This window comes from Micromonospora sp. AKA38, assembly GCF_027925725.1.
Classification (GTDB): Bacteria; Actinomycetota; Actinomycetes; order Mycobacteriales; family Micromonosporaceae; genus Micromonospora.
The window spans coordinates 16518-41676 of sequence record NZ_BNEI01000007.1 but is presented as its reverse complement, the minus strand read 5'-3'; the positions used below and the strand labels follow the sequence as shown (position 1 = coordinate 41676).

Annotated in this window: 22 protein-coding genes; 13 read left to right on the top strand and 9 right to left on the bottom strand. The window is 73.2% G+C overall.

Translation table 11 applies throughout. From position 1 onward, the window contains the following. The first annotated feature begins 236 nt into the window (after positions 1-236). From TPA0908_RS27350 to TPA0908_RS27325, 6 genes are all read left to right on the top strand, one after another. Positions 237-578 carry a hypothetical protein gene (locus TPA0908_RS27350; protein ID WP_107162328.1) on the top strand — a complete coding sequence of 114 codons (342 nt, stop codon included), beginning with the start codon at positions 237-239 and terminating at the stop codon, positions 576-578. Positions 579-600: 22 nt separating this feature from the next. After that, on the top strand, positions 601-1047 hold the full coding sequence (locus TPA0908_RS27345) for a hypothetical protein (RefSeq protein WP_281942811.1): 447 nt from the start codon (positions 601-603) through the stop codon (positions 1045-1047). 315 nt (positions 1048-1362) lie between these two features. After that, positions 1363-2775 carry a PhoH family protein gene (locus tag TPA0908_RS27340; RefSeq protein ID WP_281942809.1) on the top strand — a complete coding sequence of 471 codons (1413 nt, stop codon included), beginning with the start codon at positions 1363-1365 and terminating at the stop codon, positions 2773-2775. Positions 2776-3074: 299 nt separating this feature from the next. Then, the gene (locus TPA0908_RS27335) at positions 3075-3776 is read left to right on the top strand and encodes an aggregation-promoting factor C-terminal-like domain-containing protein (RefSeq protein WP_281942807.1); all 702 of its coding nucleotides are present in this window, start codon (positions 3075-3077) and stop codon (positions 3774-3776) included. Between the two features lie 103 nt (positions 3777-3879). Then, positions 3880-4539: a rhomboid family intramembrane serine protease gene (locus tag TPA0908_RS27330; protein WP_281942805.1), complete on the top strand. Its 660-nt coding sequence runs from the start codon at positions 3880-3882 to the stop codon at positions 4537-4539. 101 nt (positions 4540-4640) lie between these two features. Beyond that, complete coding sequence (locus tag TPA0908_RS27325) at positions 4641-5609, top strand: NAD(P)/FAD-dependent oxidoreductase (protein WP_281942803.1); 969 nt, start codon at positions 4641-4643, stop codon at positions 5607-5609. Positions 5610-5676: 67 nt separating this feature from the next. Here the strand turns inward: TPA0908_RS27325 and TPA0908_RS27320 are convergent, their stop codons facing one another. Next, positions 5677-6363 carry a TetR/AcrR family transcriptional regulator gene (locus tag TPA0908_RS27320; protein ID WP_281942801.1) on the bottom strand — a complete coding sequence of 229 codons (687 nt, stop codon included), beginning with the start codon at positions 6361-6363 and terminating at the stop codon, positions 5677-5679. Positions 6364-6502: 139 nt separating this feature from the next. Here TPA0908_RS27320 and TPA0908_RS27315 point away from each other — a divergent pair, with 139 nt between their 5' ends. Then, complete coding sequence (locus TPA0908_RS27315; protein WP_281942799.1) at positions 6503-7432, top strand: NAD-dependent epimerase/dehydratase family protein; 930 nt, start codon at positions 6503-6505, stop codon at positions 7430-7432. 25 nt (positions 7433-7457) lie between these two features. Here TPA0908_RS27315 and TPA0908_RS27310 read toward each other — a convergent pair whose 3' ends face one another. Continuing rightward, complete coding sequence (locus TPA0908_RS27310; RefSeq protein ID WP_281942797.1) at positions 7458-8465, bottom strand: DMT family transporter; 1008 nt, start codon at positions 8463-8465, stop codon at positions 7458-7460. Further along, positions 8462-9493, bottom strand: a complete 1032-nt coding sequence (gene glpX / locus TPA0908_RS27305; RefSeq protein ID WP_107162337.1) for a class II fructose-bisphosphatase — start codon at positions 9491-9493, stop codon at positions 8462-8464. Before glpX ends, TPA0908_RS27310 begins: the two co-directional genes overlap by 4 nt. 148 nt (positions 9494-9641) lie before the next feature. Between glpX and TPA0908_RS27300 the strand changes: the two genes are divergently transcribed. Together TPA0908_RS27300 and TPA0908_RS27295 are read left to right on the top strand one after the other, a co-directional pair. Continuing rightward, the gene (locus TPA0908_RS27300) at positions 9642-10337 is read left to right on the top strand and encodes a DUF4245 domain-containing protein (protein ID WP_281942794.1); all 696 of its coding nucleotides are present in this window, start codon (positions 9642-9644) and stop codon (positions 10335-10337) included. A gap of 90 nt (positions 10338-10427) precedes the next feature. Continuing rightward, on the top strand, positions 10428-11270 hold the full coding sequence (locus tag TPA0908_RS27295) for a hypothetical protein (RefSeq protein ID WP_281942792.1): 843 nt from the start codon (positions 10428-10430) through the stop codon (positions 11268-11270). 75 nt (positions 11271-11345) lie between these two features. On the opposite strand, the gene TPA0908_RS27290 is transcribed toward TPA0908_RS27295, so the two are convergent. Together TPA0908_RS27290 and xseA are read right to left on the bottom strand one after the other, a co-directional pair. Continuing rightward, on the bottom strand, positions 11346-11558 hold the full coding sequence (locus TPA0908_RS27290; protein WP_281942790.1) for an exodeoxyribonuclease VII small subunit: 213 nt from the start codon (positions 11556-11558) through the stop codon (positions 11346-11348). 13 nt (positions 11559-11571) lie between these two features. After that, positions 11572-12828: an exodeoxyribonuclease VII large subunit gene (gene xseA / locus TPA0908_RS27285; RefSeq protein ID WP_374709263.1), complete on the bottom strand. Its 1257-nt coding sequence runs from the start codon at positions 12826-12828 to the stop codon at positions 11572-11574. Positions 12829-12897: 69 nt separating this feature from the next. On the opposite strand from xseA, the gene TPA0908_RS27280 reads away from it, so the two are divergent. Together TPA0908_RS27280 and TPA0908_RS27275 are read left to right on the top strand one after the other, a co-directional pair. Then, entirely contained in the window at positions 12898-13884 is a 987-nt protein-coding gene (locus tag TPA0908_RS27280) for a 4-hydroxy-3-methylbut-2-enyl diphosphate reductase (protein WP_281942788.1), read from the top strand. A gap of 38 nt (positions 13885-13922) precedes the next feature. Next, positions 13923-14333 carry a hypothetical protein gene (locus tag TPA0908_RS27275; RefSeq protein WP_281942786.1) on the top strand — a complete coding sequence of 137 codons (411 nt, stop codon included), beginning with the start codon at positions 13923-13925 and terminating at the stop codon, positions 14331-14333. Between the two features lie 97 nt (positions 14334-14430). Here TPA0908_RS27275 and TPA0908_RS27270 read toward each other — a convergent pair whose 3' ends face one another. Next, complete coding sequence (locus TPA0908_RS27270; RefSeq protein WP_281942784.1) at positions 14431-17724, bottom strand: S8 family serine peptidase; 3294 nt, start codon at positions 17722-17724, stop codon at positions 14431-14433. A 148-nt stretch (positions 17725-17872) separates the two neighbouring features. Then, the gene (rmuC, locus tag TPA0908_RS27265; protein WP_281942782.1) at positions 17873-19051 is read right to left on the bottom strand and encodes a DNA recombination protein RmuC; all 1179 of its coding nucleotides are present in this window, start codon (positions 19049-19051) and stop codon (positions 17873-17875) included. 55 nt (positions 19052-19106) lie between these two features. On the opposite strand from rmuC, the gene TPA0908_RS27260 reads away from it, so the two are divergent. Then, the gene (locus TPA0908_RS27260; RefSeq protein WP_281942780.1) at positions 19107-19889 is read left to right on the top strand and encodes a hypothetical protein; all 783 of its coding nucleotides are present in this window, start codon (positions 19107-19109) and stop codon (positions 19887-19889) included. Between the two features lie 71 nt (positions 19890-19960). Here TPA0908_RS27260 and ppc read toward each other — a convergent pair whose 3' ends face one another. Both ppc and TPA0908_RS27250 read right to left on the bottom strand, forming a co-directional pair. After that, positions 19961-22747, bottom strand: coding sequence for a phosphoenolpyruvate carboxylase (ppc, locus tag TPA0908_RS27255; protein WP_281942778.1), 2787 nt, complete (start codon positions 22745-22747; stop codon positions 19961-19963). A 124-nt stretch (positions 22748-22871) separates the two neighbouring features. Beyond that, positions 22872-23906, bottom strand: coding sequence for a hypothetical protein (locus TPA0908_RS27250; protein ID WP_281942776.1), 1035 nt, complete (start codon positions 23904-23906; stop codon positions 22872-22874). An 85-nt stretch (positions 23907-23991) separates the two neighbouring features. Between TPA0908_RS27250 and TPA0908_RS27245 the strand changes: the two genes are divergently transcribed. Next, complete coding sequence (locus TPA0908_RS27245; protein ID WP_281942774.1) at positions 23992-25032, top strand: S66 family peptidase; 1041 nt, start codon at positions 23992-23994, stop codon at positions 25030-25032. Positions 25033-25159: the final 127 nt, after the last annotated feature.

The window sequence follows — 25159 nt, the reverse complement described above, 5'->3', positions numbered from 1 at the left end:
CCGGGGTGGCTCGGCGCGCTGGTGTCACGCCGACGTGACGCCGGTGGGTGGCTGCCGATCAACGCTCCAGAACCGCTGTTGAGGGGTGTCACCCGGGCAGGATAGATAGACACCGGTACGGCGGCAAGCGGACGAAAAGCTGATACTGTCACGCCCATGAGACAACTTACGTTGTGTCACGTGCTTGAGACGACAAGTGCTCACATGCGTCACTCCGCCGGTGCGGAGGGGGCGTCGTGACCGAACTCGCGACCCGCGCCCAGGCCTTCGGACTGATCGCGGACGGCGTCTCCGCCGGGTTGAGCGCGCCCTGGCGCCTCTACCTCGCCCGGGGCTGCCGCTACCTCTCGCTCAACGTCGGCGACCGGGAGGAGTGGGACGCCTGGCGGACCCACCTCGGCTGCCCCGAGTTGAGCGTGCGGGTCTACGACTCCGGTGGCGAGATCCGCCGGGCCTCGGTGGCCGAGGTGATCCTCGACGGCTGCCGGATCAGTGTGGAGTTGGTCGAGGAGGTCAGCACCGCCGATCTGGAGCGGTTACTGGTGGTCGATCCGCTGCCCGGGGCGGACGAGCGATGAGCCGGGCGGCGGAGGTGGCCCGGTGAGCCCTTTTCTCGCCGTCGTCCTCGTCCTGGTGCTCGGCTCCACCTGCTACGCAGCCGGCCGGCTGCACGGCCAGCTCAGCTATCGGATCGGCTACCGGTTCGGCTACCGGCAGGGCTACTTCGACGGTGACCGGGGCGCCTGGAACCGTCGGCGTCGGGAGGCGCAGGCCGTCATCGCCTCGGCGCTGGCCGCGCCCGCCCCGACGGTGGTGACCTCGGTCGGGCGTACCGGCGCGCCGTTCGCCGGCACCGCCGTGCCCGCCGCGGTCACCGCCCGCCCCGACGCGCCGGGCGTACGGACCGGGTCGCCGGCCGTCCGGGTCACCGCGACCGCTCGGCTCGGCGGAGCCGTCGCCCGCGCCGGCACCACGTACACCGGGTCGTCGTTCGGCGCGACCGCCGCCGGCCCCCGAGCCGGGGCGTTGGTGCGGCGGCCGGGCTGAGGCCCGCGTCCGGTACGCGCCGTGCCCGCCCGCCGTCGTGGCGGAGCGACGCCGGCGGCTCCGGCCCCGGCCGGGATGCGCGCAGGGGGCATGCATCCCGGCCGGTTCCGGCGTGTTCACCGGTGATCCACCCAGGGCTCTAGCCGAGCGGGCCCACGGCGATTAGCGTCTAGGCATGGCACGGGGTTTTCCCGGGCCAGCCGGACAGCCCGGACCTGCGACCTCGCGCACGGGGCCCGCATCCGACCCCGTGTCCGCCGGGCACCGGAAGAGGCGGAACTCGGGTGGCCGGGTGCCCATCCGCGGAGCAGGCCTGTGACCACTCGCCGTACCCCCGCCGGAGCCGAGCCGACCCCGGCCGCGACCGCCACGACCCGCCGGACCACGCGCAGCCGGCGGAGCGCCGCCGCCACCGCCGGCACCGAGGAGCCCCGACCATCCGGCCCGGCCTTCGTCCTGGACACCTCGGTCCTCCTCTCCGACCCCGCGGCGTTCCACCGCTTCGCCGAGCACGAGGTGGTGCTGCCGCTGGTGGTCATCTCGGAACTGGAGGGCAAGCGGCACCACCCCGAGCTGGGCTGGTTCGCCCGCCAGTCGCTGCGCATGCTGGACGAGCTGCGGGTGCGGCACGGCCGGCTGGACCGTCCGGTGCCCGCCAACGACTCCGGCGGCACGCTGCGGGTGGAGCTGAACCACACCGACGACGGCGTGCTGCCGCCCGGTTTCCGTAACGAGTCGAACGACGCCCGGATCCTCTCGGTGGCGCTCAACCTGGCCGCCGAGGGCCGCGACGTGACCCTGGTCAGCAAGGACATGCCGCTGCGGGTGAAGGCGGCCTCGGTCGGCCTGCGCGCGGACGAGTACCGGCACGGTCAGGCCAGCGACCCGACCTGGACCGGGATGGCCGAGCTGGAGCTTCCCGACGACGAGATCGGCCGGCTGTACGCGGGCGAGGCGCTCGACGTCGACGCCGCCGCGGGCCTGCCCTGTCACACCGGCCTGGTGCTGCACTCGTCGCGGGGCTCGGCGCTGGGCCGGGTGCTGCCCGACAAGACGGTACGGCTGGTCCGCGGTGACCGGGAGGCGTTCGGTCTGCACGGGCGCTCGGCGGAGCAGCGGATCGCGCTCGACCTGCTGCTGGACGAGTCGATCGGCATCGTGTCGATGGGTGGCCGGGCCGGCACCGGCAAGTCGGCGCTGGCGCTCTGCGCCGGCCTGGAGGCGGTGATGGAGCGCCGCCGGCACAAGAAGGTGATCGTCTTCCGCCCGTTGTACGCGGTCGGCGGCCAGGAGCTGGGCTACCTGCCCGGCTCGGAGTCGGAGAAGATGTCGCCCTGGGCGCAGGCCGTCTTCGACACGCTGGGCGCGGTGGTGCACGAGAACGTGCTGGAGGAGGTCACCTCGCGCGGCCTGCTGGAGGTGCTGCCGCTGACGCACATCCGGGGCCGGAGCCTGCACGACGCGTTCGTCATCGTCGACGAGGCGCAGTCGTTGGAGCGGGGGGTCCTGCTCACCGTGCTGTCCCGGATCGGTCAGGGTTCGCGGGTGGTGCTGACGCACGACGTGGCGCAGCGCGACAACCTGCGGGTGGGGCGGCACGACGGCGTGACCGCGGTGATCGAGGCGCTGAAGGGCCATCCCCTTTTCGCGCACGTCACCCTCAGCCGGTCGGAGCGTTCGCCGATCGCCGCGATGGTCACCGACCTGCTGGAGGACATCCCGAGCTGACTGGTCGTTATGCCCCACTTCGTCCCTATTTGAAGTGTGGTGCAGATCACTTTTGCCTCCTGCGGTTTCCCACCCGCCTCACCGTGCGCGATGGTGTCCATCGAGCGTCACCGACAACTCCAGTGCCTGGAGTCCCATTCGCACCCGGCACCTCGTCGAGCATTCCCCGCCACGACGGCGGGAGCCACGGGGGCCGGTGCGCCGGCGGAGACCGGTGGGTCGGGGCGCTCGCGGCACCCGGGCGCGGCCGTGCGGCCACGCGTGGTGCCGTGTCCCTGCCTCCGACGAAGGGAAACTTCGTGAGTCGGCTCTGGAGCCGGTTCGGCGCCCGTACGGCCGCTGTCGCGCTGCTCTCCGTGGGCGTCGCCGGCGGTTTCTACCTGGGCGAAGATCGTCAGACCCAGCAGCAGGGCCTGACCGCGCAGGTCGGCCTCGAGGTCGACCGGACCGAATACCTCTACCAGCGCGAACGGCAGGCCGACCATCGCCTGCAGTCGTCCAAGCAGCGCGCCGCCGAGTACCAGGCCAAGCTGCGGGCCAAGGCGGCGGCGAAGGAGGCCGCCGAGCGGGCCAAGGCCGCCGAGCGGGCCGCCGCGAACCGCAAGAAGGAGCGCGCCGAGGCGGAGGCCAAGGCGAAGGCGGAGGCCGAGGCGAAGGCCAAGCCGTACGACGGGCCGATTCCGGCGTCCTGCGCGGAGTACAGCGGCAACCGCAAGGTCGGCTGTGCGGTCATGCTGGACAAGGGTTTCGGCATCGACCAGTTCCCCTGTCTGGACAAGCTCTGGACGAAGGAGAGCGGCTGGAACCCGAAGGCGTCCAACAGCAGCTCCGGCGCGTACGGGATCCCGCAGGCGGTGCCCGGCAGCAAGATGGGCTCGGTCGCCGACGACTGGCGGACCAACCCGGCCACCCAGATCACCTGGGGCCTCGGCTACATCAAGGGCCGGTACGACACCCCGTGCGGCGCCTGGCAGCAGTCGCAGAGCGAGGGCTGGTACTGATCGAGTCGAACGGCGGCGGGAGGCCCGGTGATCCGGGTGTCCCGCCGCCGTCGTCTGTCCGCCCGAGTGGCGGTCCGCCGCATTTGCTGATAGCTGTTGACAGGTGACCTGGCAGGACAGCCCGCGCGGCGGAGACCCCCACCGGTTCGGCACCGACGCGTTCTACGCGTCGCTCGGCCGGGCGTTCGTCGCCATGTGCGCGGTGGTGCCGGTGCTGTTCCTCATCGAGGCGCTCGACGTCGGGCTGCGGCTCAACCTCGACCTCACCGCCGGCATCATCCCGCACCGCATCCAGGGCCTGGACGGCGTCTTCTTCTCGCCGTTCCTGCACGCCGGCTGGAACCACCTCTACAGCAACAGCATCCCGCTGATCCTGCTCGGCACGTTCGTGCTGGCCGCCGGCACCCGCCGGTTCCTCTGGTCCACCGCGGTGATCATCCTGGTCAGCGGGCTGGGCGTGTGGTTCACCGGCTCGCCCAGCTCGGTGGTGGTCGGCGCGAGCGGGGTGATCTTCGGCTACCTCGGCATCCTGCTCACCCGGGGCGTGGTGGAGCGGAGCTGGTGGAACTTCGCGGTGGTGCTGCTTGTCGGCCTGCTCTACGGCTGGCAGTTGCTGGGCATCCTCCCCACCGACGAGCGGATCTCCTGGCAGGGGCACCTGTTCGGGCTGCTCGGCGGCGTGGTCGCCGCGATCCTGTTCCGCCGTCGCGCGGACACCGGCACGCCGGACCCGCTCGGGTCGCCGCCGCTCCGGCTGCCCTGACGACGCGATCGATCGACCGGCGGGGCGTCCTTGCCCCAGGTCACCGGCCCGCCTACCGTCGGCAGCACGGGTTGATCCCTGGCCGAAAGTGACGGTACGCCATGCGCGAAGTCGATCTCGCGGTGATCGGGGCCGGCCCGGCCGGGCTCTTCGCCGCCTACTACGCCGGGTTCCGGGGGCTCTCCGTCGCCGTGATCGACGCGCTGCCCGAGCCGGGTGGTCAGGTCACCGCGATGTACCCGGAGAAGTTGATCCTCGACGTCGCCGGCTTCCCCGCCGTCAAGGGCCGGGAGCTGATCGCGAACCTGCTCGCCCAGGCCGCGCCGTACCACCCCGACTACCTGCTCGGCGTACGCGCGGAGAAGCTGTCCTACCTCGACGGCCGGCCGGTGCTCGGGCTGGCCGGCGGTGAGCAGCTCCGCTGCGGCGCGGTGGTGGTGACCGGAGGGCTGGGCAGCTTCACGCCCCGGCCGCTGCCGGTCGCGGAGAGCTTCACCGGCGCCGGGATCGTCTACTTCGTGCCGCAGCCGGTCGAGCTGACCGACCGGCACGTGCTCATCGTGGGCGGCGGCGACTCGGCTTTCGACTGGGCGGTCACGCTCGCGCCGCTGGCCCGGTCGGTGACGCTGGCGCACCGGCGGGACCGTTTCCGCGCGCACGCCGCCACCGTCGAGCGGGTCCGCGCGCTGCCGGTGCGGGTGGTGGTCAACGCCGAGGTGAGCCGGCTGTACGGCGAGGAGCACGTCACCGGCGCCGAGCTGACCGTACGCGGCGGCGCGGTGGAGACGCTCCCGGTGGACACCGTGGTCGCCGCGCTCGGCTTCACCGCCGACCTGGGACCGCTGACCGAGTGGGGGCTGGCCCTGGACCGGCGGCACATCGTGGTCGACAGCGCCATGGCCACCAATCTGCCCCGGGTGTTCGCGGCCGGGGACATCACCGAGTACCCGGGCAAGGTCCGGCTCATCGCCACCGGCTTCGGCGAGGCGGCCACCGCCGTCAACAACGCCGCGGTCGCCATCGACCCGACGGCGCACCTCTTCCCCGGCCACTCCTCCGACGGCACGTAAGGAGGGGCCCCTTCCTAACGCCTGCGGTAGAGGTAGGGCCCCTTCTCAACACCCTGCAGGGGCGCCGTCAGGGCAGGCCGACCAGGTCGGCCGTCAGAGCGATCTGGTGGTCGAAGTACTCGTCCCGGTGCGGCAGCGCCCGGTTGATCCGGCCGAACAGCTCGAAGCTGATCAGCCCGAAGAGCTGGGTCCAGCCGGCCATCGCCCGGACCATCAGCGCGGGTGGCAACGGCACCCCGGTCAGCGCGGTCAGTTCGGCCACGTCGCCGCGCAGCGGCTCGGGCAGCTCCTCGTCCGGCGGCGCGAGCCGGCCGGCGGCCATCCCGTCGCGCAGGATGCCGAGCAGCGTCATCGGGGGCCGTTGGGCGGGCGCGACCGTGTCGTCCGGGGCCGCGTAGCCGGGCACCGGGCTGCCGTAGAGCAGCGCGTACTCGGCGGGGTGGGCGAGCGCCCAGGCGCGCGCCGCGCGGCTGGCGGCGAGCCAGCGACCGCGCAGGTCGTCGTGGTCGGCGTCGGCGTCGGCCGTCTCCACCGCGTCGCCGAGCGCGTCGTACGCCTCCAGGATCAGCGCGGTGAGCAGGTCGTCGCGGCTGGGGAAGTAGCGGTAGATCGCGGAGGAGGCCATGCCGAGGTCCCGGGCGACGGCGCGCAGCGAGAGGTCCGCGCCGTCGGTGGCCAGGTGACGGCGGGCGACCGCCTTGATCTCTTCGATCATCCCGGCGCGGACCCGGGCGCGGAGCGAGGGAGCGACCATGCGCCCACTGTGCCACGAGCGAGAGCGGCAATCAAAACAGAGAGCACTGCTCTTGACGGCCGTCGCTCTGTGAGTCATGCTCTTTTTCGAGAGCGGTGCTCTCCATTCGGACTACTGCTTCAGAAAAGGTGGACCTGTCATGGCCCTGCACGTGATCGTCGGTGCCGGACCCGTCGGCACCGCCACCGCCCGACTGCTCGCCGAGCGCGGCGAGCGGGTGCGCGTGGTGACCCGGCGCGGCACCGGCCCGGAACACCCGGCGGTCGAGCGGATCGCCGCCGACGCCGGTGACGCCGACCGGCTCACCGCGCTGACCGAGGGCGCGGTCGCGCTGCACAACTGCGCCAACCCGGCGTACCACAGGTGGGCCACGGACTGGCCGCCGCTGGCCGCCGCGCTGCTCACCGCCGCCGGGCGCAGCGGAGCCGTGCTCGCCACCGTCGGCAACCTCTACGGGTACGGCCCGGTCGACGCGCCGATGACCGAGGCGACCCCGCTCGCGGCCACCGGCACCAAGGGCCGGGTCCGCAACCGGATGTGGGCCGACGCCCTGGCCGCGCACCGCGCCGGTCACGCCCGGGTCACCGAGGTACGCGGCTCCGACTACATCGGCCTCGGCGGCACCTCGCTGGCCATGATGGTGCTGCCCCGGGTGCTCGCCGGGCAGCGGGTGTTCCTGCCGGTCGACTGGGACGCGCCACACACCTGGACGTACGTCCCGGACGTCGCCCGTACCCTGGTCGCCGTCGCGACCGACGCGCGGGCCTGGGGCCGGGCCTGGCACGTGCCCAGCCCGCCGGCGGCCACCATGCGGGAGTTGGCCCGGCGGACGGCGGCCCGGGCCGGCGCGCCCGCGCCGCGGCTGACCCGGCTGCCCTACCCGGTGCTCTGGGCGGCCGGCGTGGCCAACCCGTTCGCCCGGGAACTGCGCGAGACCGCACACCAGTTCGCCGGCCCGTTCGTGCTGGACTCGTCCGCGGCCACCGCCACGCTCGGCGTCGAGCCGACCCCGCTGGACCGGATCGTCGACGAGATGGTTGCCGGCCTGCGCGCCCCGGCGCCGCGTTAGGCCGGGCCCCCTGTTGACGCGCTGGTCAAGCGGGGGCCCCGCCCCTACCGGAGGCGTTAACAGGGGGCCCCGCCTTACCCCCGGCGGCGATGAGGACGGCTACCAGGGTCAGGGCGGCGCCCAGGAGGGTGTTGGGGCCGGGGTGGGAGGCGGCGGTCGGCAGCACCACGTCCAGCAGCACCGCGCCGACGATCTGCCCGGCGATGGTGGCCAGGCCGAGCAGCAGCACCCCGGTGAACCGGACCAGCGCGGCGGCCAGCGCGATGAACACGATGCCGATCGGGCCGCCGACATAGAGCCACGGCTCGCTCGGGAAGCCGCCGGTCGGCCGACCCCGCACCGCCACCTCCACCGCGAACGTGGCGAGCAGCGCCACCGTGCCGACCGCGAAGTTGACGAGCGTGGCGGTCACCGCGCTGTCCGCCGCCGCGCGGACCCGGCCGTTCACCGCCTGCTGCCAGGCGATGCCCACGCCGGCGGCCAGCGGCAGCAGGGCCAGCGCCAGCGCGCCCGGGTCGCCCAACCGGTCGCCCACCGCCAGCAGTACGGCCAGCACGGTGAGCACCGCGCCGATCAGCCGGTTCGGGGTGACCGCCTGCCGGCCGGTCGGGCCGATGCCGGCGCGGTCCACCAGCAGGCTGCTGCCGGACTGCCCGGCCACCACCGCGACGGTGAAGACGGCCACGCCGAGCGCGCCGATGGTCAGCCCCTGCGTCGCCACCAGGAACGCGCCGCACACGCCGCCCAGGCACTGCCACGGCCGCAGCGTGCCGGCGCGCAGCGCGCCGCGCAGCGCGGCCAGCCCTCGCCGGCCCCCTCCGGTGGCGGGGACCAGCACCAGCAGGATCACCAGGCCCAGGCCGAACGAGACCACCGCGGCGGCGATCCCGTCGGCCAGCCGTACGCCCAACTCGCCGTTGATCCGGGACTGGAGCGCCACCAGGACGCCGGCGCCGGTGGCCAGCCCCACCCCGGCGATCCGCCGGCCGGTCGACAGCGTCGGCGCTGGCGTCGGTGTCCCGGTCGTGGTCACTCCTGCTCGGCCAACGGGCGCCCGTCGAAGTCGACAGCCGAGTAGAGAGCCAGCTTCTCCAGCCGGTGGTACGAGTCGATGACCCGGATCGTGCCGCTCTTGGAGCGCATCACGATCGACTGGGTGTACGCCCCACCGGCCCGGTAGCGCACGCCGCGCAGCAGGTCGCCGGAGGTGACACCGGTGGCCACGAAGAAGCAGTTGTCGCCGGTGACCAGATCGTCGGTGAACAGCACCCGGTCCAGGTCGTGCCCGGCGGCCAGCGCCTTCTCCCGCTCCTGGTCGTCCTTCGGCCAGAGCTTGGCCTGCATCATGCCGCCCATGCACTTCAGCGCGCAGGCCGCGGTGATGCCCTCGGGAGTGCCGCCGATGCCCATCAGCACGTCGACGTCCGACTCGCCGCGCGCCGCCGCGATGGCGCCGGCGATGTCGCCGTCGGAGATGAGCCGGATGCCGGCGCCGGAGCGCCGGATCTGCTTCACCAGGTCGTCGTGGCGCGACCGGTCCAACACGCAGACCGTCACCTCACTGGTGTCGGTGCCCTTGACCTTCGCGATCCGGCGGATGTTCTCGGCGACCCCGGCGTTGATGTCGACCACGTCGGCGTACATCGGGCCGACCGCCAGTTTCTCCATGTAGAAGACCGCGCTCGGGTCGAACATCGCGCCGCGCTCGGCCACCGCCAGCACGGCGAGCGCGTTCGGCATGCCCTTGCTCATCAGCGTGGTGCCGTCGATCGGGTCGACCGCCACGTCCACCTCGGGGCCGGTCCCGTCGCCGACCTCCTCGCCGTTGAAGAGCATCGGGGCGTTGTCCTTCTCGCCCTCGCCGATCACCACGACGCCCCGCATCGGGATCGAGTTGATCAGCTTGCGCATGGCGTCGACGGCGGCGCCGTCACCGCCCTCCTTGTCGCCCCGGCCGACCCAACGGCCGGCGGCCATGGCCGCGGCCTCGGTGACCCGGACCAGATCGAGGGCGAGATTGCGGTCGAGATCCTGGGGCGTCCGCGTACCGGTGGTTGTCATGGCGGCCTCCTCCTCGCGACGTTGCGGGGTGGACCGGCGGGGGTGCCGCCGGTTTTGTCGCTGATCCTCACACGATCTCAGGTTCGCCGCCCCGGCGGGGCGGAGGAGGCCAGGATCACCTTCCCCGTCGGGCTGCGACAATGGCCGGGTGGAACCCGCACAGCCTGCCGACCGCGTACCGTCCGACGCCACGCCGCCCGACGGCCAGCCGCCGGTGCGGCCCGGCGCCACCCCGCCGGACGGGACGCCCGCGCTCGTCGAGCCGTCGACGTCCGCGCCGCCCGCCGACGCCGACGCCGGTGAGCGTCCCGCCCCGCCCCCGGGGAAAGAGAAGGCCCGCTCCGAGCGGTCCCCGAAGGACATGGTGCTGTCGCTGCTGATCCTGCTGGTGCCGATCGCGCTGCTGATCGCGTTCTACCGGGGCTTTCTCGGCGGCGACTCGCCGGTCACCGTCGACCCGGCGCCCGCGCTGGAGCAGGCCCGCGCGGCCAACGCCTTCCCGGTCGCCGCGCCGACCGGGCTGGGCGACGACTGGCGTACGGTGAACGCCCGCTTCCGGACCGAGACGGACGGCGCGACGCTGCGCATCGGGTACCTGACCCCGGAGGGTCGGGGCGCGCAGCTCGTGGAGAGCAACATCCCGGCGGAGAAGCTGCTGCCGGCCGAGCTGAGCGACGGCCAGCCGCAGGGCCCGGCCGACCTGCCGGACGGGCTGAGCTGGCAGCGGTACACCGCCCGCGGCAACGAGCAGGCGCTCGTCCTGCTGGAACCGAACCGCACGGTGATCGTGGTCGGTGACGCGGGGGAGACGGAGCTGCGCCGACTCGCCACCTCGCTGCGCTGACGCCCCCCGGTCGGGTGACCGGGATTGCCGAAGGCCGCTTCAGGGAACAGAAGGGACACGATCCCGGACGACCCACCTGGAGAGGTTGACGTGAAGATACGACGCTTCAGCGCCACCGCGTTCGCCGCGGCGCTGCTCATTCCCGGCCTGGCGGCCTGCAACGGCAACGGCACGTCCGACGCCTCCGCGACCCCGAGCGCCGGCGCCTCCGGCAGCGTCGCCCCCAGCGCCACGGCGTCCGGCAGCGCGGCCAAGCAGGCGCTGCTCGACTCCACCAACGCGATCCGGGAGGGCAACTTCCGGTTCGCCATGACCGGTGCCGGCTCCACCGCCGAGGGGCAGGTGCACCAGCCCAGCCAGAGCGCCGAGATGCGGATGACGATCGGTGACCCGTCGTCGGACCTGATGATGAAGCTGGACCTCATCCACGCCAAGCCGGACAGCTGGGTCAAGCTGGAGCTGGGCGGCACCGCCGCCACCCAGATCCCCGGCGTGAAGAACCTCAACACCGGCAAGTACCAGCACCTCGACCAAAGCCGGATCAAGGGCAACCGGGCGCTGGGCTTCGACTTCGAGAAGATCGACCCGGCCGGCAGCGCCGTGCTCACCCAGGGCATCACCGACGTACGGCAGAGCGGCGACGGCGCGTACGAGGGCACCGTCGACGTGTCGAAGGCCGCCGAGGCGGGCTCGCTCGACCCGGCCGTGATCACCGCGCTCGGGGCGCAGGCCCAGTCGGTGCCGTTCACCGCCAAGGTCGACCCGCAGGGCCGGCTCAGCGAGCTGGTGCTCAAGATCCCGGCCGCCGGCCAGAGCGCCGCGCAGGACGTCAAGATCACCTACAGCGACTACGGCGCCGCCGCCGCGGCCCAGAAGCCCCCGGCCGACCAGGTCGTCGAGGCGCCGCCGGAGCTGTACAACCTGTTCAACTGACCGGAGGTCGTCCGGCTCGTCGCCGGTACGCCGCAGTGGCATCCCGACGCCGCTGCGGCGTACCGCTTCCGGGGCTCACTCCCCGGCGCGCTGCCGGGCGGCGTCGATGCGGGCCCGCGCGCCGTCCAGCCAGCGCTGGCAGACACCGGCGAGCTGCTCGCCGCGCTCCCACAGGGCCAGCGACTCCTCCAGCGAGGTGCCGCCCGCCTCCAGCCGTTCCACCACCGAGGCCAGCTCGGCGCGCGCCTGCTCGTAGCTGAGCTGCTCGTCCTTGGTCTTCTCAGTCATCGGTCCCATCTCATCAGCCGTCGACGGTGGCGGTCAGCTCGCCCTCGGCGAGGCGTACCCGCAGTGGATCGCCCTTGGCCACCTCGGACGCCGCGCGGACCACGTGGCCGTCGGCGCGCTGGACGATGGCGTAGCCGCGGTCGAGCGTCGCCGCCGGGGAGAGCGCACGCAGCCGGGCCAGCGTGTGCCGCAGGTCGTCGTCGGCGGCGCCCAGCCGGTGCGTCAGGCACCGGCCGGCGCGGTCCCGCAGCGCGGTGACCTCGACGGCGCGCTGGTCGACCATCACCTGCGGTCGGGCCAGCACCGGACGGGAGCGGAGCAGGTCGACCCGGTGCTGCTCACGGTCGACGAGATGGCGTACGGCCCGCTCCAGCCGGGACCGGGCCTGCCCGATGAGGCGGACCTCCTCGGTCAGGTCGGGCACGATCCGTTTCGCCGCGTCGGTGGGCGTGGAGGCCCGGACGTCGGCGACGTAGTCGAGCAGCGGCGCGTCGGTCTCGTGGCCGATCGCGCTGACCACCGGCGTGCGGCAGGCGAAGACCGCCCGGCACAGCGCCTCGTCGGAGAAGGGCAGCAGGTCCTCGATGCCCCCGCCGCCCCGGGCGATGACGATCACGTCGACCGTCGGGTCGGCGTCGAGCACCTTGAGCGCGCCGACGATGTCGGGCACCGCGGCGGACCCCTGTACCGCCACGTTGACGGTGCGGAAGTCGACCGCCGGCCAGCGGCGGCGGGCGTTGGTCAGCACGTCGCGCTCGGCCGCCGAGGCCCGCCCGGTGATCAGGCCGACCCGGCCGGGCAGGAACGGGAGCCGTCGCTTGCGGGACCTGTCGAACAGCCCCTCGGCGGCCAGCAGCTTCTTGAGCTTCTCCAGCCGGGCCAGCAGCTCGCCGAGGCCGACCTGGCGGATCTCGTCGGCGCGCAGGCTCAGCGTGCCCCGCGCGGCGTAGAACTCGGGCTTGGCGTGCAGCACCACCCGGGCGCCCTCGCGCAGCTCCGGCGCGCCCGCGTCGAGCACGTCGCGGTTGGTGGTGACGGTCAGGCTGAGATCGGCCGACGGGTCACGCAGGGTGAGGAACACGGTGGCGGCGCCGGGCCGGCGGCTGATCTGCGCCACCTGGCCGTCGACCCAGACCCAGCCGAGCCGGGCGATCCAGGCGCCGACCTTCTGGCTGACCACCCGGACCGGCCACGGCTCCTCGGAGGTGCTCCGCTCCGGAGGCGTGCTCCGCTCCGGGGGTGTGCCCCGACCCACCTCACCCGCGCTCACCCCGCCCACCCTACGGCCCGGGGCCGACAGGCCGGGCGAGGGCGCGGCGGGCGCACGTACCATGGTCGGGTGACTGACGCTGAGACGACTCCCCGGACCGGCAAGCGCGTGCTCCTGGCCAAGCCCCGCGGCTACTGCGCGGGCGTGGACCGGGCGGTGCAGACCGTCGAGGAGGCGTTGAAGCTCTACGGCGCGCCGATCTACGTCCGCAAGCAGATCGTGCACAACAAGCACGTGGTGCGCACGCTGGAGGCCCAGGGCGCGATCTTCGTGGAGGAGAACGAGGAGGTGCCGGAGGGCGCCACCGTCATCTTCTCCGCCCACGGTGTCGCCCCCGAGGTCTACGAGCAGGCCAAGGAGCGCTCGCTGAAGGCGATCGACGCCACCTGCCCGCTGGTCACCAAGGTGCACCACGAGGCCCGGCGGTTCGCCCAGCAGGACTACGACATTCTGCTCATCGGTCACGAGGGGCACGAGGAGGTCATCGGCACCGCCGGTGAGGCCCCCGCCCACATCCAGCTCGTCGACGGGCCGGACAGCGTCGACCAGGTCACCGTGCGTGACCCGGAGAAGGTGGTCTGGCTCTCCCAGACCACGCTCTCGGTCGACGAGACGCTGGAGACCGTGGCCCGGCTCAAGCAGCGCCTGCCGCTGCTCCAGTCGCCGCCCAGCGACGACATCTGCTACGCCACCTCCAACCGCCAGCACGTGGTCAAGGAGATCGCCCCCGAGTGCGACGTGGTGATCGTGGTCGGCTCGCGTAACTCCTCGAACTCGGTCCGCCTGGTCGAGGTCGCGCTCGACGCCGGCGCCCGCGCCGGTCACCTGGTCGACTTCGCCCACGAGATCGACGACGCCTGGCTGGCCGGGGCCCGCACCGTGGGGCTGACCTCCGGCGCGAGCGTGCCGGACGACCTGGTCCAGGACGTGCTCGCGCACCTGGCCGAGCGCGGCTTCGCCGACGTCGAGGAGATCACCACCGCCGACGAGCGGCTGACCTTCTCGCTGCCGCAGGAGCTCAAGCGCGACATGAAGGCCGCCGCGGCGCGCGGCTGACCGGGAACGGATCCGGCACCCGACGCGTCCAACCGACCATGAAGACTCCTCGGACGGTGCTCGTAGCCCTGATCGCCGGTGCCGCGCTGACCGCCTGCGCCGGCCCGGGCGACGAGCCCGCCAGCCCCAGCCCGAGTCCGACGGGAGCCGCCCCGGTGACCAGCCAGCCCGACCCCGCACCCAGCACCGGCCCGAGCCGCCCCGACCCGACCTGGAAGGGCGGCCCGTCCACGCCGCCGGGCGTCGGCGGCACCACGATCAGCGGCACCATCCGCGCCGGCGTCGAGCCGAACTGCCTGCTGCTCGACGACCACCTGCTGGTCGGCGGCCCGCGCGACCTGCTCAAGGCCGGCGCCAAGGTGGAGGTCACCGGCCGTCCCGAGCCGGGCATGATGACCACCTGCCAGCAGGGCACCCCGTTCGTCGTCGAGTCGGCCCGCCCCGCCTGACGCACCCCGGGCCCACGGCGAACCGTTCGGGGCCACCGGAGGCACGCAGGAGCCCCGCCCCCCGGACCGGGGGACGGGGCTCCCGTCGTACCAGCGGCTAGTTGACCGCGTGGATCTGCACCGAACCGCGGCCGACGACCGCGCCCTCGGTGGTGGTGACGGCCATGTCACCGAACAGCTCCCGGCCGGCGGCCGGGGTGGCGAGCGCGGTCACCGCACCGGTGAGGGTGGCGGTGGCGCCGTTGGCCAGGGACAGCGGCGTGGCCGGCGCGGAGAGCGAGCCCAGCGCCGGGGACGCGAACGAGTCACGGTAGTCGTACGCCGTGCCGCCCGCGGCGACCGCGTAGCCCTCGATGACCACCCGGTAGGTGGCGGCCACCGGGTTGGTCAGCGTGACGGCCTCCTCCGAGTCGCCGTCGGCCGACCGGCCCACCTCGGTGGTGCCCCGGAAGATGTACAGGTCCAGGTCGGCGCCGAGGTCGGCGGTGTTGCCGATCCGGGCGGAGAACGAGGTGGTCCCGGCCGGGATGTCCACCGTGTACTCCTGGGTCGCGCCCTCGGTGATGGTCGGCCGCTCGGCACGCACGCTGGACAGCGGGCCGCCGACGCCGGTCACCTGGACCGGGCCGAACGTGTTGGTCAGGTTCCAGCTCACCGGGGCCGGCGTGCCGGCGGTCACCGACGGCAGTTCGACCACGGCGGGCTCCACCTGCACGCCCTGCACACGCGCCTGGAGCGTGAACGGGTTGTCAAGCGCTGGCGACGTACGCCGCGACTCCACCTCGATCTCCCAGACACCCGGGATCGGGTTCTGGTAGTCGCGCTCCTGCGGCTTGCAGGCGGCGGCGTCGGAGAAGTTGGTGTAGCAGGCGGTGCTCGCGGTGCTCTCGACCGGCACGCCGTACGGGTTGATGGCGATGAACCGGGTCTGCGAGCCGGTCGCGATGCCGGACAGGTTGACCTGGAGCGCGCCCGCGCCCTGCGGAACCGTCACGAAGTACGACGTGAAGCTGTTCCGCTCGACCGAGCCGGTGGCCGAGAACGAGTACGCCGGGCCGGTCACCGCGTTCGAGGCGACCACAACGGTGGCGACCTCGAAGTCGACGACCGAGGTGGCCGGGTCGTCGACGGTCATGATCGCGCCGTGCGCGCCGACGGTCATCGGCTTGGCCTTCACCTTGACCGTGACGGTCGAGTTCAGCGGCAGCCAGACCTCCTTGGGGGCGGTCCAGGTGCCGTCGTTGCCACGGAAGTCGACCAGGTGCTTGACGCCCTTGTTCGGGCCGCTGGTGCGGGTCAGCTTGACCTCGTAGTAGCGGCTCTCCTTGGCCTTCTGCCCGCCCCGGTCGGCGGCGCAGCGGTTGTAGACGCCGGTGCCCACGTTCGGGCTCGGCACGAACGTGCCGGAGGCCCGGTCGTAGCGGGTCAGGTTCGGCGACAGCTCGGTGCAGACCGCGGCCTCGGAGGTGTAGGTGCGGGTCGGCACGCCCTGGGCGAGCAGGTTCCACGCGCCCGGCACGTCGACCATGCCGTAGCCCTGCGCGTACGTCGGGACGCCCGCGATCGGCTTGGCCGAGGTGTAGACGGCCCGGCGCAGCGCGGCCGGGGTGACGCCGGTGCCGGTCGCCTTCGCGGCCGACAGCAGCAGCGCGGCGGCGCCGGCGGTCTGCGGAGCGGCCATCGAGGTGCCGTTCAGCATCTGGTAGCCCGGGGGCAGCGGGTAGCCCGCCTCCGGCACCGGGTTGCCCGCCTGCCAGGTCGGCGCGGTGGAGATGGCCGAACCGGGAGCGGTGATGTTCGGCTTGAAGCCGCCGTCCTCACGCGGGCCGCGGGAGGAGAAGTTGAACAGCCAGTTGTCCTTGCGGACCACCGAGCCGTAGTTGGCCAGCCAGGTGTCCTTGCTGACGCTCGCCGCGACGCTGACCACATCGGTGGCGACCGACGGGTCGCCGACCGTGTTCAGGCCCGGACCGGAGTTGCCGGCCGAGATGAACAGCTGCACACCGTAGGTGTTGATCAGGTCGTTGTAGAGCACGGCGCGCGCGTTCGAGCCGTCGTTCAGCGCCGGCAGGCCACCGATCGACATGTTCACCACGTCGACCCTGCGGTTGACCACCAGGTCGACCATGCCGGTGGTGAGCGCCGCGGCGGTGCAGCCGCCGCCCCACGAGCAGGCGCGGGCGGAGACCAGCTTGGCGCCCGGCGCGGCGCCGTCGAAGGCGCTGTTGCCCAACATGTCGTTGGCGGCGGTGATGCCCGCGACGTGCGTGCCGTGGGTGCTCTCGACGATGCCGATGTTGACGTAGTCGACCAGGCCGGGGCCCCCGACCGGGGTGGTGTCGACGTTGCGCCGGTACTCGACCACGAACGGGATCTGCTCCCGCACGTCGGTGGCCGGGTTGTCGGTGCCGAACTGGCCGACCTGGAACTTCTCCTTGTACGGCCGCATCACCGTGTCGTCGGTGAAGTCGTTGTTCTGGTTCACGTCGACGCGGATGTCACCGTTGGCCGGGTTGTAGAGGATGCCCCAGGCGTCGGTGGTGTCCCCGTCCCGGTTGACGTCGCCCCGCGCGTCGCTGCCGGCGGTGATGTTCTCGCGGAACACGTTGAACTTGTAGGTGCCGGCCGGCGCCGTCCAGGTGCCCAGCGAGTTGCTGAACGTCGGGCCGGTGACCTCGGTGGTCATCGGGCGCCAGGACGCGTCCTCGAGCGGGTCGGTCGCGGTGACCCAGTCGACGATCTTGCGCTCGCCGGTGGTGGTCTGCTGGAGGGCCGGCTGGTTCAGGTCGACGCCCGAGTCCATGATGCCGATGGTGACGCCGCGGCCGTCCCACTCCGGGTGGGCGGCCTTGAACGCCTCCGCGCCGGTCTCGTTGGTCGGCATGTACGGGTTGACCGCGCCGGTGTCCCCGCCGGGGCCGGCCAACGTCTCACCCTGCTCGGCGGCCTTGGCGCCGTTCGGCGCGGCCTCCGGCGTCGGGTCGGGGAGCGTGATGGTCTCGTCGAGGTCGGCGGCGGCGACGCCGGGCAGCGTGGCGGCCTTGAGCGCCTTGGCGGTGGGAACCTTGGCCAGCACGTAGCCGACCTGGTCGTACCGCTGGCTCACGGTGGCGCCGAGGCCGGTCAGCCCGTCGACGACCTTCTTGGCCGAGCCCTTCTTCGCCGCGATGATCATCGTGACGGTCGGCGCGTGCTTCGCCTCGGCCACGTCGAGCAGCTTGGCGTCGTGGGCGCCCAGGGCCTTCGCGGCGGTCGGCTGCGACGGTCGGGGGGCGGCGGGGGCCGCGCTCGCGGTCGCGGCGCCACCCCCGACGGTCATGGCCCCGGCCGCGAGGACCGAGGCGAAGAGCGCGGCGGAGGGGCGCCGGCTCCGATTGCGGGGTTGACTCACGTTCTCTTCCTCCAGAGAACAGGGCCCTTCAGGGGACAGGGCGCGTGTGACGCAGATCCTTCGTGGCGTGTCGAGTCGTGTCACTACCGGGAATGGGTTTGTGACCACTCCGTGACAAGGATCGGCCGTCATCGTCATACCGACCGTGTTAGACGTCGATGCCCGCCGACCGTTCGGCCGATGTGGACGGCCCGTTCAGCAACTCCGGCGCCTGCGGCTGCCGGGGCGCCAGCTCGACCTGCGCCGGGGCGGCCAGCTCGTCGCCCGAGACGCCCAGCTCGGCCAGCTTGCGCGCGCTGACCAGCACCCGGGCCTCCAGCGAACCGACCGCCCGGTTGTACGCCGTCACCGCCCCGCTCAGCGAGCTGCCCAGCTTGCCGACGTGGTCGCCCAGCGTGGACAGCCGCCCGTACAGCTCACGGGCCAGCGAGTGGACGGTGGCCGCGTTGCGCGCCAACGCCTCCTGCCGCCAGGAGTAGGCGACCGTACGCAGCAGCGCCACCAGCGTGGCCGGCGTGGCCAGCACCACGTTGCGGGCGAACGCGTGCTCCAACAGCGAGGGATCACGCTGCAACGCCACGTCCAGGAACGGGTCGGCCGGCACGAACAGCACCACGAACTCGGGCGTCTGGTCGAACGCGGTCCAGTAGGACTTGGCGGCCAGGCCGTCCACGTGTGCCCGCAGGTGCCGCGCGTGCGCGTCGAGCTGGGTGTCCCGCCCGCGTTCGTCGCGCGCCTCCATCGCGGTCAGGTAGGCGTCGAACGGCGCCTTGGCGTCGACCACCACCGTGCGCCCGCCGTGCAGCCGCACCACCAGGTCGGGACGCACCCCCTGGTGCTCGGTGGCGGCGGTGACCTGCTCGCTGAAGTCGCAGTGCTCCAGCATGCCGGCCGCCTCGACGATCCGCCGGAGCTGGTGCTCGCCCCAGCGTCCCCGCACCTGCGGCGCGCGCAGCGCGGCGACGAGCTGCTTGGTCTCGGTGCGCAGCTCACCGGAGACCGTGCTCATCGCGCGCACCTGCTCGCGCAGCTCGGCGTAGGCGTCGACCCGGTCGTGCTCCAGCTCGGCGACGCGTTGCTCGTAGCGGCGCAGCGAGTCGTGCAGCGGCGCGACCGCCCGCGCCACCGCCTCCTGCGACTGCGCGGTCGCCTCGTAGCTGAGCGCGCGCATCGACTGCTCCAGCCGCCCCTCACCCTCCCGGGTGGCCGCCAGCGTCGCCTCCAGCCGGGCCACGTCGGCCGCCGACCGGGCCCGCGCCGCGAGCCAGCCCACCGCGCCGCCGGCGGCGAGGCAGAGCACCACCACGGCCAGCGTCGAGAAGCTCATGCCGGAGAGCTTGCCAAACGGGTACGACGTGCGCGAGCTGGGTACGTTCGAGGTCATGGAAGGTGCCCTGTGGCTGTTCCTGGTCCTGATGCTCGGAGGTGCGTTCGTGTTCTGGCGGTGGGGGAGCAGGTCCCGGCGGGCCAACGAGATGGCGGACGCGCGGGCCGAGGCGCAGCGCTGGTACGAGCGGCTCGGCGGCCAGCTGATGAACCTGCACGGCGACGCGCCGGCAGTGCGCCAGGCGCTGGCCGACGCCGGTGAGCGCTACAACGCCGCCGGCTCGCAGCTCGAACAGGCGCGCACGCCGCACCAGTTCGCGTTGGCCCGGGAGACCGCGCTGGAGGGGCTGGCGTACATCCGGGCGGCGCGTACGGCGATGGGCATCGACCCGGGCCCGGAGCTGCCGCCGCTGGCCGCCGCCCGCGGGGTCGGCCAGCTCACCAAGGAGCGCGAGGTCAACGTGCAGGGCCAGACGTTCCGCGCCGGTCCGCAGCCGGGCAGCCACACGCCCTACTACTACCCGGGCGGTCACATGCAGGGCCGGCCGGTGCCGGCCGGCTGGTATTCCACGCCGTGGTGGAAGACCGCGCTGGGCGCGGGCGCCGGTGTGCTCGGCGGCATGCTGATCGCGGACGCGCTCTTCTCGCCCGCGTTCGCCGACCCGGGCTACGGCTACGAGGCCGGCTACCAGGAGGGGTTCGGCGACGGCCAGGACTACGGCGACCCAGGCGGCGGCGACCTCGGCGGCCAGGGCGACTTCGCCGGCCAGGGCGACTTCGGCGGCGGCGATTTCGGCGGGGACTTCGGCGGCGGCGATTTCGGCGGCGGCGACTGGTAACCCGAACCGTTGGCGTTAAGAGGGGCCCCCGCCTATGCGGAATGCGTTAAGCGGGGGCCCCTCCTTACCTCTCAGCCGGTGTTGCGCATGCCGGCGGCGATGCCGTTGACGGTGGTCAGCAGCGCCCGCTCCAGCGCCGTACCGTCGTTCGGGGCGCGCCGCCCGCCCGGCGCGGTCGCCACCGCACGCCCGGCGGCGCCGGACTCGCGGTACTGCCGCAGCAGCGCCACCTGGAGGTGGTGCAGCGGCTCCAGGTAGGTGTCCCGCACCGCGAGCGTGCGCTGGAGCACCGGCGAGTTCTCCAGCAGGGCCGGCGAGCCGGTGACCGCCAGCACCTCCTGCTTGGTCAGCTCGTACTCCTCCTCGATCTTGGCGAAGATCGGGTGCAGCTTCTTCGGGACCAGCGTCTCCACGTAGCGGCGGGCGATGGTCAGGTCGGTCTTGGTCAGCATCATCTCGACGTTCGACAGGAACGTGCGGAAGAAGTGCCAGTTCCTGTTCATCTCGGCGAGCACGTCGGCCAGCCCGGCCGTGCGCGCGGCGGCCAGCCCGGAGCCGACGCCGAACCAGCCCGGCACGATCTGCCGGGTCTGCGTCCAGCCGAACACCCACGGGATGGCCCGCAGGCCGGACAGGCCCGCGCCGGTGTTCGGGCGCTTCGCCGGGCGGGAGCCGATGTTCAACGCGCCGAGCAGCTCGGTCGGCGTGGAGGCCCAGAAGTAGGCCGGCAGGTCCGGGTCCTCGACCAGGGAGCGGTACGACCGGAACGCCGAGTCCGACACCACGTCCATCGCCGCGTCCCAGCGCTCCAGCATCTCGGCCGGCTGCCGGGGCGCGGTGTGCAGCAGCGTGGCCTGGAGCACGGCCGCCACGGTCAGTTCCAGGTTCTCCCGGGCCAGCGCCGGCAGCGTGTACTTGTCGGAGATGACCTCACCCTGCTCGGTCACCTTGATCGCGCCGTCCAGCGTGCCGTACGGCTGGGCCAGGATCGCCTCGTGGGTGGGGCCGCCGCCCCGACCGACCGTGCCGCCCCGACCGTGGAACAACCGCAGGTGTACGCCGTGCCGGGCGGCCACGTCGCGCAGCGCGCGCTGGGCCCGGTGGATGGACCACTGGCTGGTGGTGATGCCCGCCTCCTTGTTGGAGTCGGAGTAGCCCAGCATCACCTCCTGCACGTCGCCCCGGGCCGCCACCAGCGCCCGGTAGGCCGGCAGCGACAGCAGCTCGTCGAGCAGCTCGCCGCCGGTGTTCAGCTCGGCCGGCGTCTCCAGCAGCGGCACGATGCCGATCCGGGCCCGCCCGCTCTGCACGTCGACCAGGCCGGCCTCGCGGGCCAGCACCACCGCGGCGAGCACGTCGTCCACGCCCAGCGTCATGGAGATGATGTACGACTCGATGACCTCGGGACCGAACCGGTCCTGCGCCTCGCGGATCGCGGAGAACACGTCGAACGTCTTGCGGGCCGACTCGGTGAGCGGGCTGTCCTGGGTGGAGAGCGGCCGGCGGCCGGTCAGCTCGTCGGCGAGCAGCTTGGTGCGCTCCAGCCGGGTCAGCGACGGGTAGTCGGAGACCTCGCCGACCGTCTCGTAGAGCTGCGCCAGCACCTCGTGGTGCTTCTCGGCGTGCTCCCGGATGTCCATGGTGGCCAGGTGCAGCCCGAACGCGGAGACCGTACGGATGGTGGAGGCCAGCCGCCCGACGGCGGTGAGCTGGCCGGAGTTGCGGGCCAGCGAGGCGCGCAGCAGCTCCAGGTCGGCGATCAGCTCGGTCGCGCCCCGGTAGTCGCGGCCCGGCACGTGGCCGGTGCCGGCGCGCAGCCGCTCCCGGGTGTTGGCCAGCTTCGCCTTCACGCAGCGGGCCTTGAGGCGGTAGGGCTCCTCGGCGTTGACCCGGCGGAACCGGGGCGCCACCTCGGGCAGCGCGTCCAGGTCCTTCGCCAGGCTGGCGGAGAGGTCGAGCGAGACCGCGCGCAGCCGGCGGGAGACGCTGACCTCGCTGATCAGCTCGTCCATCGCCTTCTCGGTGGCCTCGATGCCGTGCTCGTGCTGGATGCGCAGCACCTCGCGGGTGACCGTCGGGGTGACGAACGGGTTGCCGTCGCGGTCGCCGCCGATCCAGGTGCCGAACGTCAACGGGCGGGCCGTCGGCGACGTCTCCACACCGAGCGTGCGCAGCGTGTCGGCGAGGTCGTCGAGGACCTGCGGGGCGGCCTCGGCGTGCAGGTCGCGCAGGTAGTAGATGGCGTTGCGGGCCTCGTCGGTCGGGTCCGGCCGGTCCAGCCGCAGCTCGTCGGTCTGCCACATCAGGTCGAGCAGCTCGGCGAGGCGGCGGTTGGCCGGGCCCTCGTCGCTGGCGCCGTAGAGGATGGCGTTGGCGGTCTCGGCGTCCAGCTCGTCGGCGACCGCACGCAGCTTGGACAGGATGGATCGGCGGGCCGCCTCGGTGGGGTGCGCGGTGAACACCGGGCGGACGGCGAGCCGGCGGGCCGCGGCGGCGATCTCCTCGGCCGGCACGCCACGCTCGGCGATCATCTTGGCCGCCTGGTCCAGCCAGCCGCCGTGGGTGGCGCGGCGCCGGCGCAGGTCGCGGGCGCGGTGCACCTGCTCGGTGATGTTCGCCAGGTGGAAGTAGGTGGAGAAGGCGCGGGCCAGCTTCGTGCCGGTGGTGACGTCGAGCCCGGCGAGGCGTTGCGCGGCGGCCGGCGCGTCGGAGCGGACCTGGGCGCGGATCTCCTCGACCAGGTCGAGCAGCGGGCGGCCCTCCTGGCGGGCCACGGTCTGCCCGAGCAACGTGCCGAGGCGGCGGATGTCGGCCCGGAGAGCGGCGTCGGGGCCGTCGTGGTCGTGCTGGTCGGTCACGGGTGCGCTCCTTACGCGAGGACGAAGGACAGCGCTGTCCGACTCCCCTGGATGGTATCCGCGCGGGCCCCGGACGGAGGAGAGGGACGGCGTGATGATCTGCACTCTGGGACGTGCCGGCCGGTCACCGGTCGACGGCGGTGTGCCGTCCCGGGCCGGTCCGCGCGGCCCGCCGACGGGCCCGGAACACCGTGGCGGTGAGCAGCCCGACCAGCCCGACGACCACCCAGACCAGCAGCCCGGTCAACGCCCAGCCGCCACCGCGCCAGTCGAAGTAGACGGCCGACTTGAACAGGTCGGTGGCGAGCCCGGGCACGTTCCAGCGGTGCATCCCGCGCAGGAACGCGGGCAGGAACTCGGGCGCGTAGATGCCGCCGGAGCCCGGGTTGCCGAGCACCACCAGCAGCAGAATCACCAGCCCGGTGCCGAGCAGGCCGAGCCACGCCTGCACGGCCGCCGCCACCATCCCGGCCGCGAACGCGGCCAGCGCGCCGACCACCGCGATGGTGCCCACGTCGTGGTCGAACACGTCCAGCACCGGCCCGACCAGCACCGCCCCGATGCTGCCGAGCAGGATGGAGTGCACCGCGAGCGTGGCGATCCGCAGCCCGGCCTGGCGCAGCCCGCGCGGGCTGGTGCCGAGCGAGATGCCCAGCGCGGTGGAGGCCAGGTAGCCGCCGAGCACCACGCCGACCGCCAGGTAGAACGGGACCAGGCCGCGCGGGTCGCCGTCGGACACCGGCACCTCGTCGGTGACCTGCAACGGCACCCCGGCCTGCCGGGCGGCCTGGGTGAACACGTCGGTGACCAGCTCGGTGGCGGCCGGCGCGCCGGCGCTGGCGGTGGCCAGGGTCAGGCCGCCCGGGGCGGAGCTGAGCACCGCGTACACCGATCGGTCGTTGAGGCCGTCGACGGCGCGGGCCTGGCTGTCGTACCCGACGGGTTTGATGGTGTTCGTGCGGGCGCGGACGGCGGTCATCACGGCCTGCGCCTGCTGGTCGGAGGTCACCACGGCGACCGGCAGGTCGCGTGGTTCCGGCTTGTGCAGCGCGCCGACGTAGGCCGCGATGAACGCGCTGGCCAGCGCCAGGGTGCCGAGCACCAGCGCCGCGGTGCGCGGCAGCCAGTCCCGGGTCCGCAGCTCCGGCTCGTCGTCCACGCGCCCAGCCTATTGCCGGCATGTGCCCCAATTTTGCGGTTTCGCCGGGCGGAATTCGCTGGTGCCTGCCGATAGCGTTCGGATCATGACGACGCCGCGTTACCCCACCAAGCCGCAGCCGGGCGACCGGGTCGCGGTCGTCTCACCCTCCGCCGGCCTGCCGGGTCTCTTCCCCCACGTGTACGAGCTGGGCCTGCGCCGGCTCCGCGAGGAGCTGCACCTGGTGCCGGTGGAGTATCCGACCACCCGCGTGATGGGCGCCGACCCGCGCGACCGGGCCCGCGACCTGACCGCCGCGTTCGCCGACCCGACCATCACCGCGGTGCTGGCCACCGTCGGCGGGGACGACCTGATCACGGTCACCCCCTTTCTCGACGACGACGTGCTGCGCGCCAACCCGAAGCCGTACCTCGGCTACTCCGACAACACGAACGTGCTCAACCACCTGTACCGGCTGGGGATGGTGGCCTACCACGGCGGCTCGGTGCTGGTGCACCTCGGCCGGCCCGGCCGCCCGCACCCGCTGACGTTCGACTCGCTGCGCGCGGCGCTGTTCACCTCCGACTGGTACGACCTGACGCCGGCCGCCGAGTGGGGCGACGAGCCGCTCGACTGGCAGGACCCGACGACGCTGACCGAGGAGCCGCCGATGCTGCCCGGCGCGGGCTGGCGCTGGCACGGCCCGGCCCGGGTGGTACGCGGGCGGACCTGGGGCGGCAACCTGGAGATCCTGCACTGGCTGGCGGCGGCCGACCGGGTGCCGTCCGCCGCCGAGCTGGCCGGCTCGGTGCTGCTGCTGGAGACCTCGGAGGAGATGCCGTCGGCGCAGGAGGTCTTCCGGATCGTGCGGAACCTGGGCGAGCGCGGCCTGCTGGCCGGCTTCCCGGCGATCGTGGTCGGCCGCCCCAAGGCGTGGGACTTCGGCCGGCCGCTGTCCGTCGCGGAGCGGGCCGCGTGGGGCGAGGCGCAGCGGACGGCGGTCCTGCGGGCGATCGGCCCCTACGTCGACGACCCGGTGGTGGTCTTCGACGTCGACCTCGGTCACACCGACCCGCAGTTGATCATCCCGTACGGCGGCGAGATCCTGGTCGACGCCGTCGAGCGGCGGATCGCCGTGCGCTACTGACCCCGCACGAACACGCCGGCGCCGGGTGCGCCGTCGACCAGTCCTCGCGCCGCCACCTGTCGCCTGGCCGCTCGGTGGAACGCCATGGCTGTCTCGGCTCTCGTTTGACAGCCATGGCGTTCCACCC

What these genes read in the sequence shown, in the direction of transcription:
- TPA0908_RS27325 (WP_281942803.1), top strand. Translation starts at nt 4,641, where the DNA reads ATGCGCGAAGTCGATCTCGCGGTGATCGGGGCCGGCCCGGCCGGGCTC.
- TPA0908_RS27320 (WP_281942801.1), bottom strand. Translation starts at nt 6,363, where the DNA reads ATGGTCGCTCCCTCGCTCCGCGCCCGGGTCCGCGCCGGGATGATCGAA.
- TPA0908_RS27315 (WP_281942799.1), top strand. Translation starts at nt 6,503, where the DNA reads ATGGCCCTGCACGTGATCGTCGGTGCCGGACCCGTCGGCACCGCCACC.
- glpX (WP_107162337.1), bottom strand. Translation starts at nt 9,493, where the DNA reads ATGACAACCACCGGTACGCGGACGCCCCAGGATCTCGACCGCAATCTC.
- TPA0908_RS27290 (WP_281942790.1), bottom strand. Translation starts at nt 11,558, where the DNA reads ATGACTGAGAAGACCAAGGACGAGCAGCTCAGCTACGAGCAGGCGCGC.
- TPA0908_RS27275 (WP_281942786.1), top strand. Translation starts at nt 13,923, where the DNA reads ATGAAGACTCCTCGGACGGTGCTCGTAGCCCTGATCGCCGGTGCCGCG.
- rmuC (WP_281942782.1), bottom strand. Translation starts at nt 19,051, where the DNA reads ATGAGCTTCTCGACGCTGGCCGTGGTGGTGCTCTGCCTCGCCGCCGGC.
- TPA0908_RS27260 (WP_281942780.1), top strand. Translation starts at nt 19,107, where the DNA reads ATGGAAGGTGCCCTGTGGCTGTTCCTGGTCCTGATGCTCGGAGGTGCG.
- TPA0908_RS27245 (WP_281942774.1), top strand. Translation starts at nt 23,992, where the DNA reads ATGACGACGCCGCGTTACCCCACCAAGCCGCAGCCGGGCGACCGGGTC.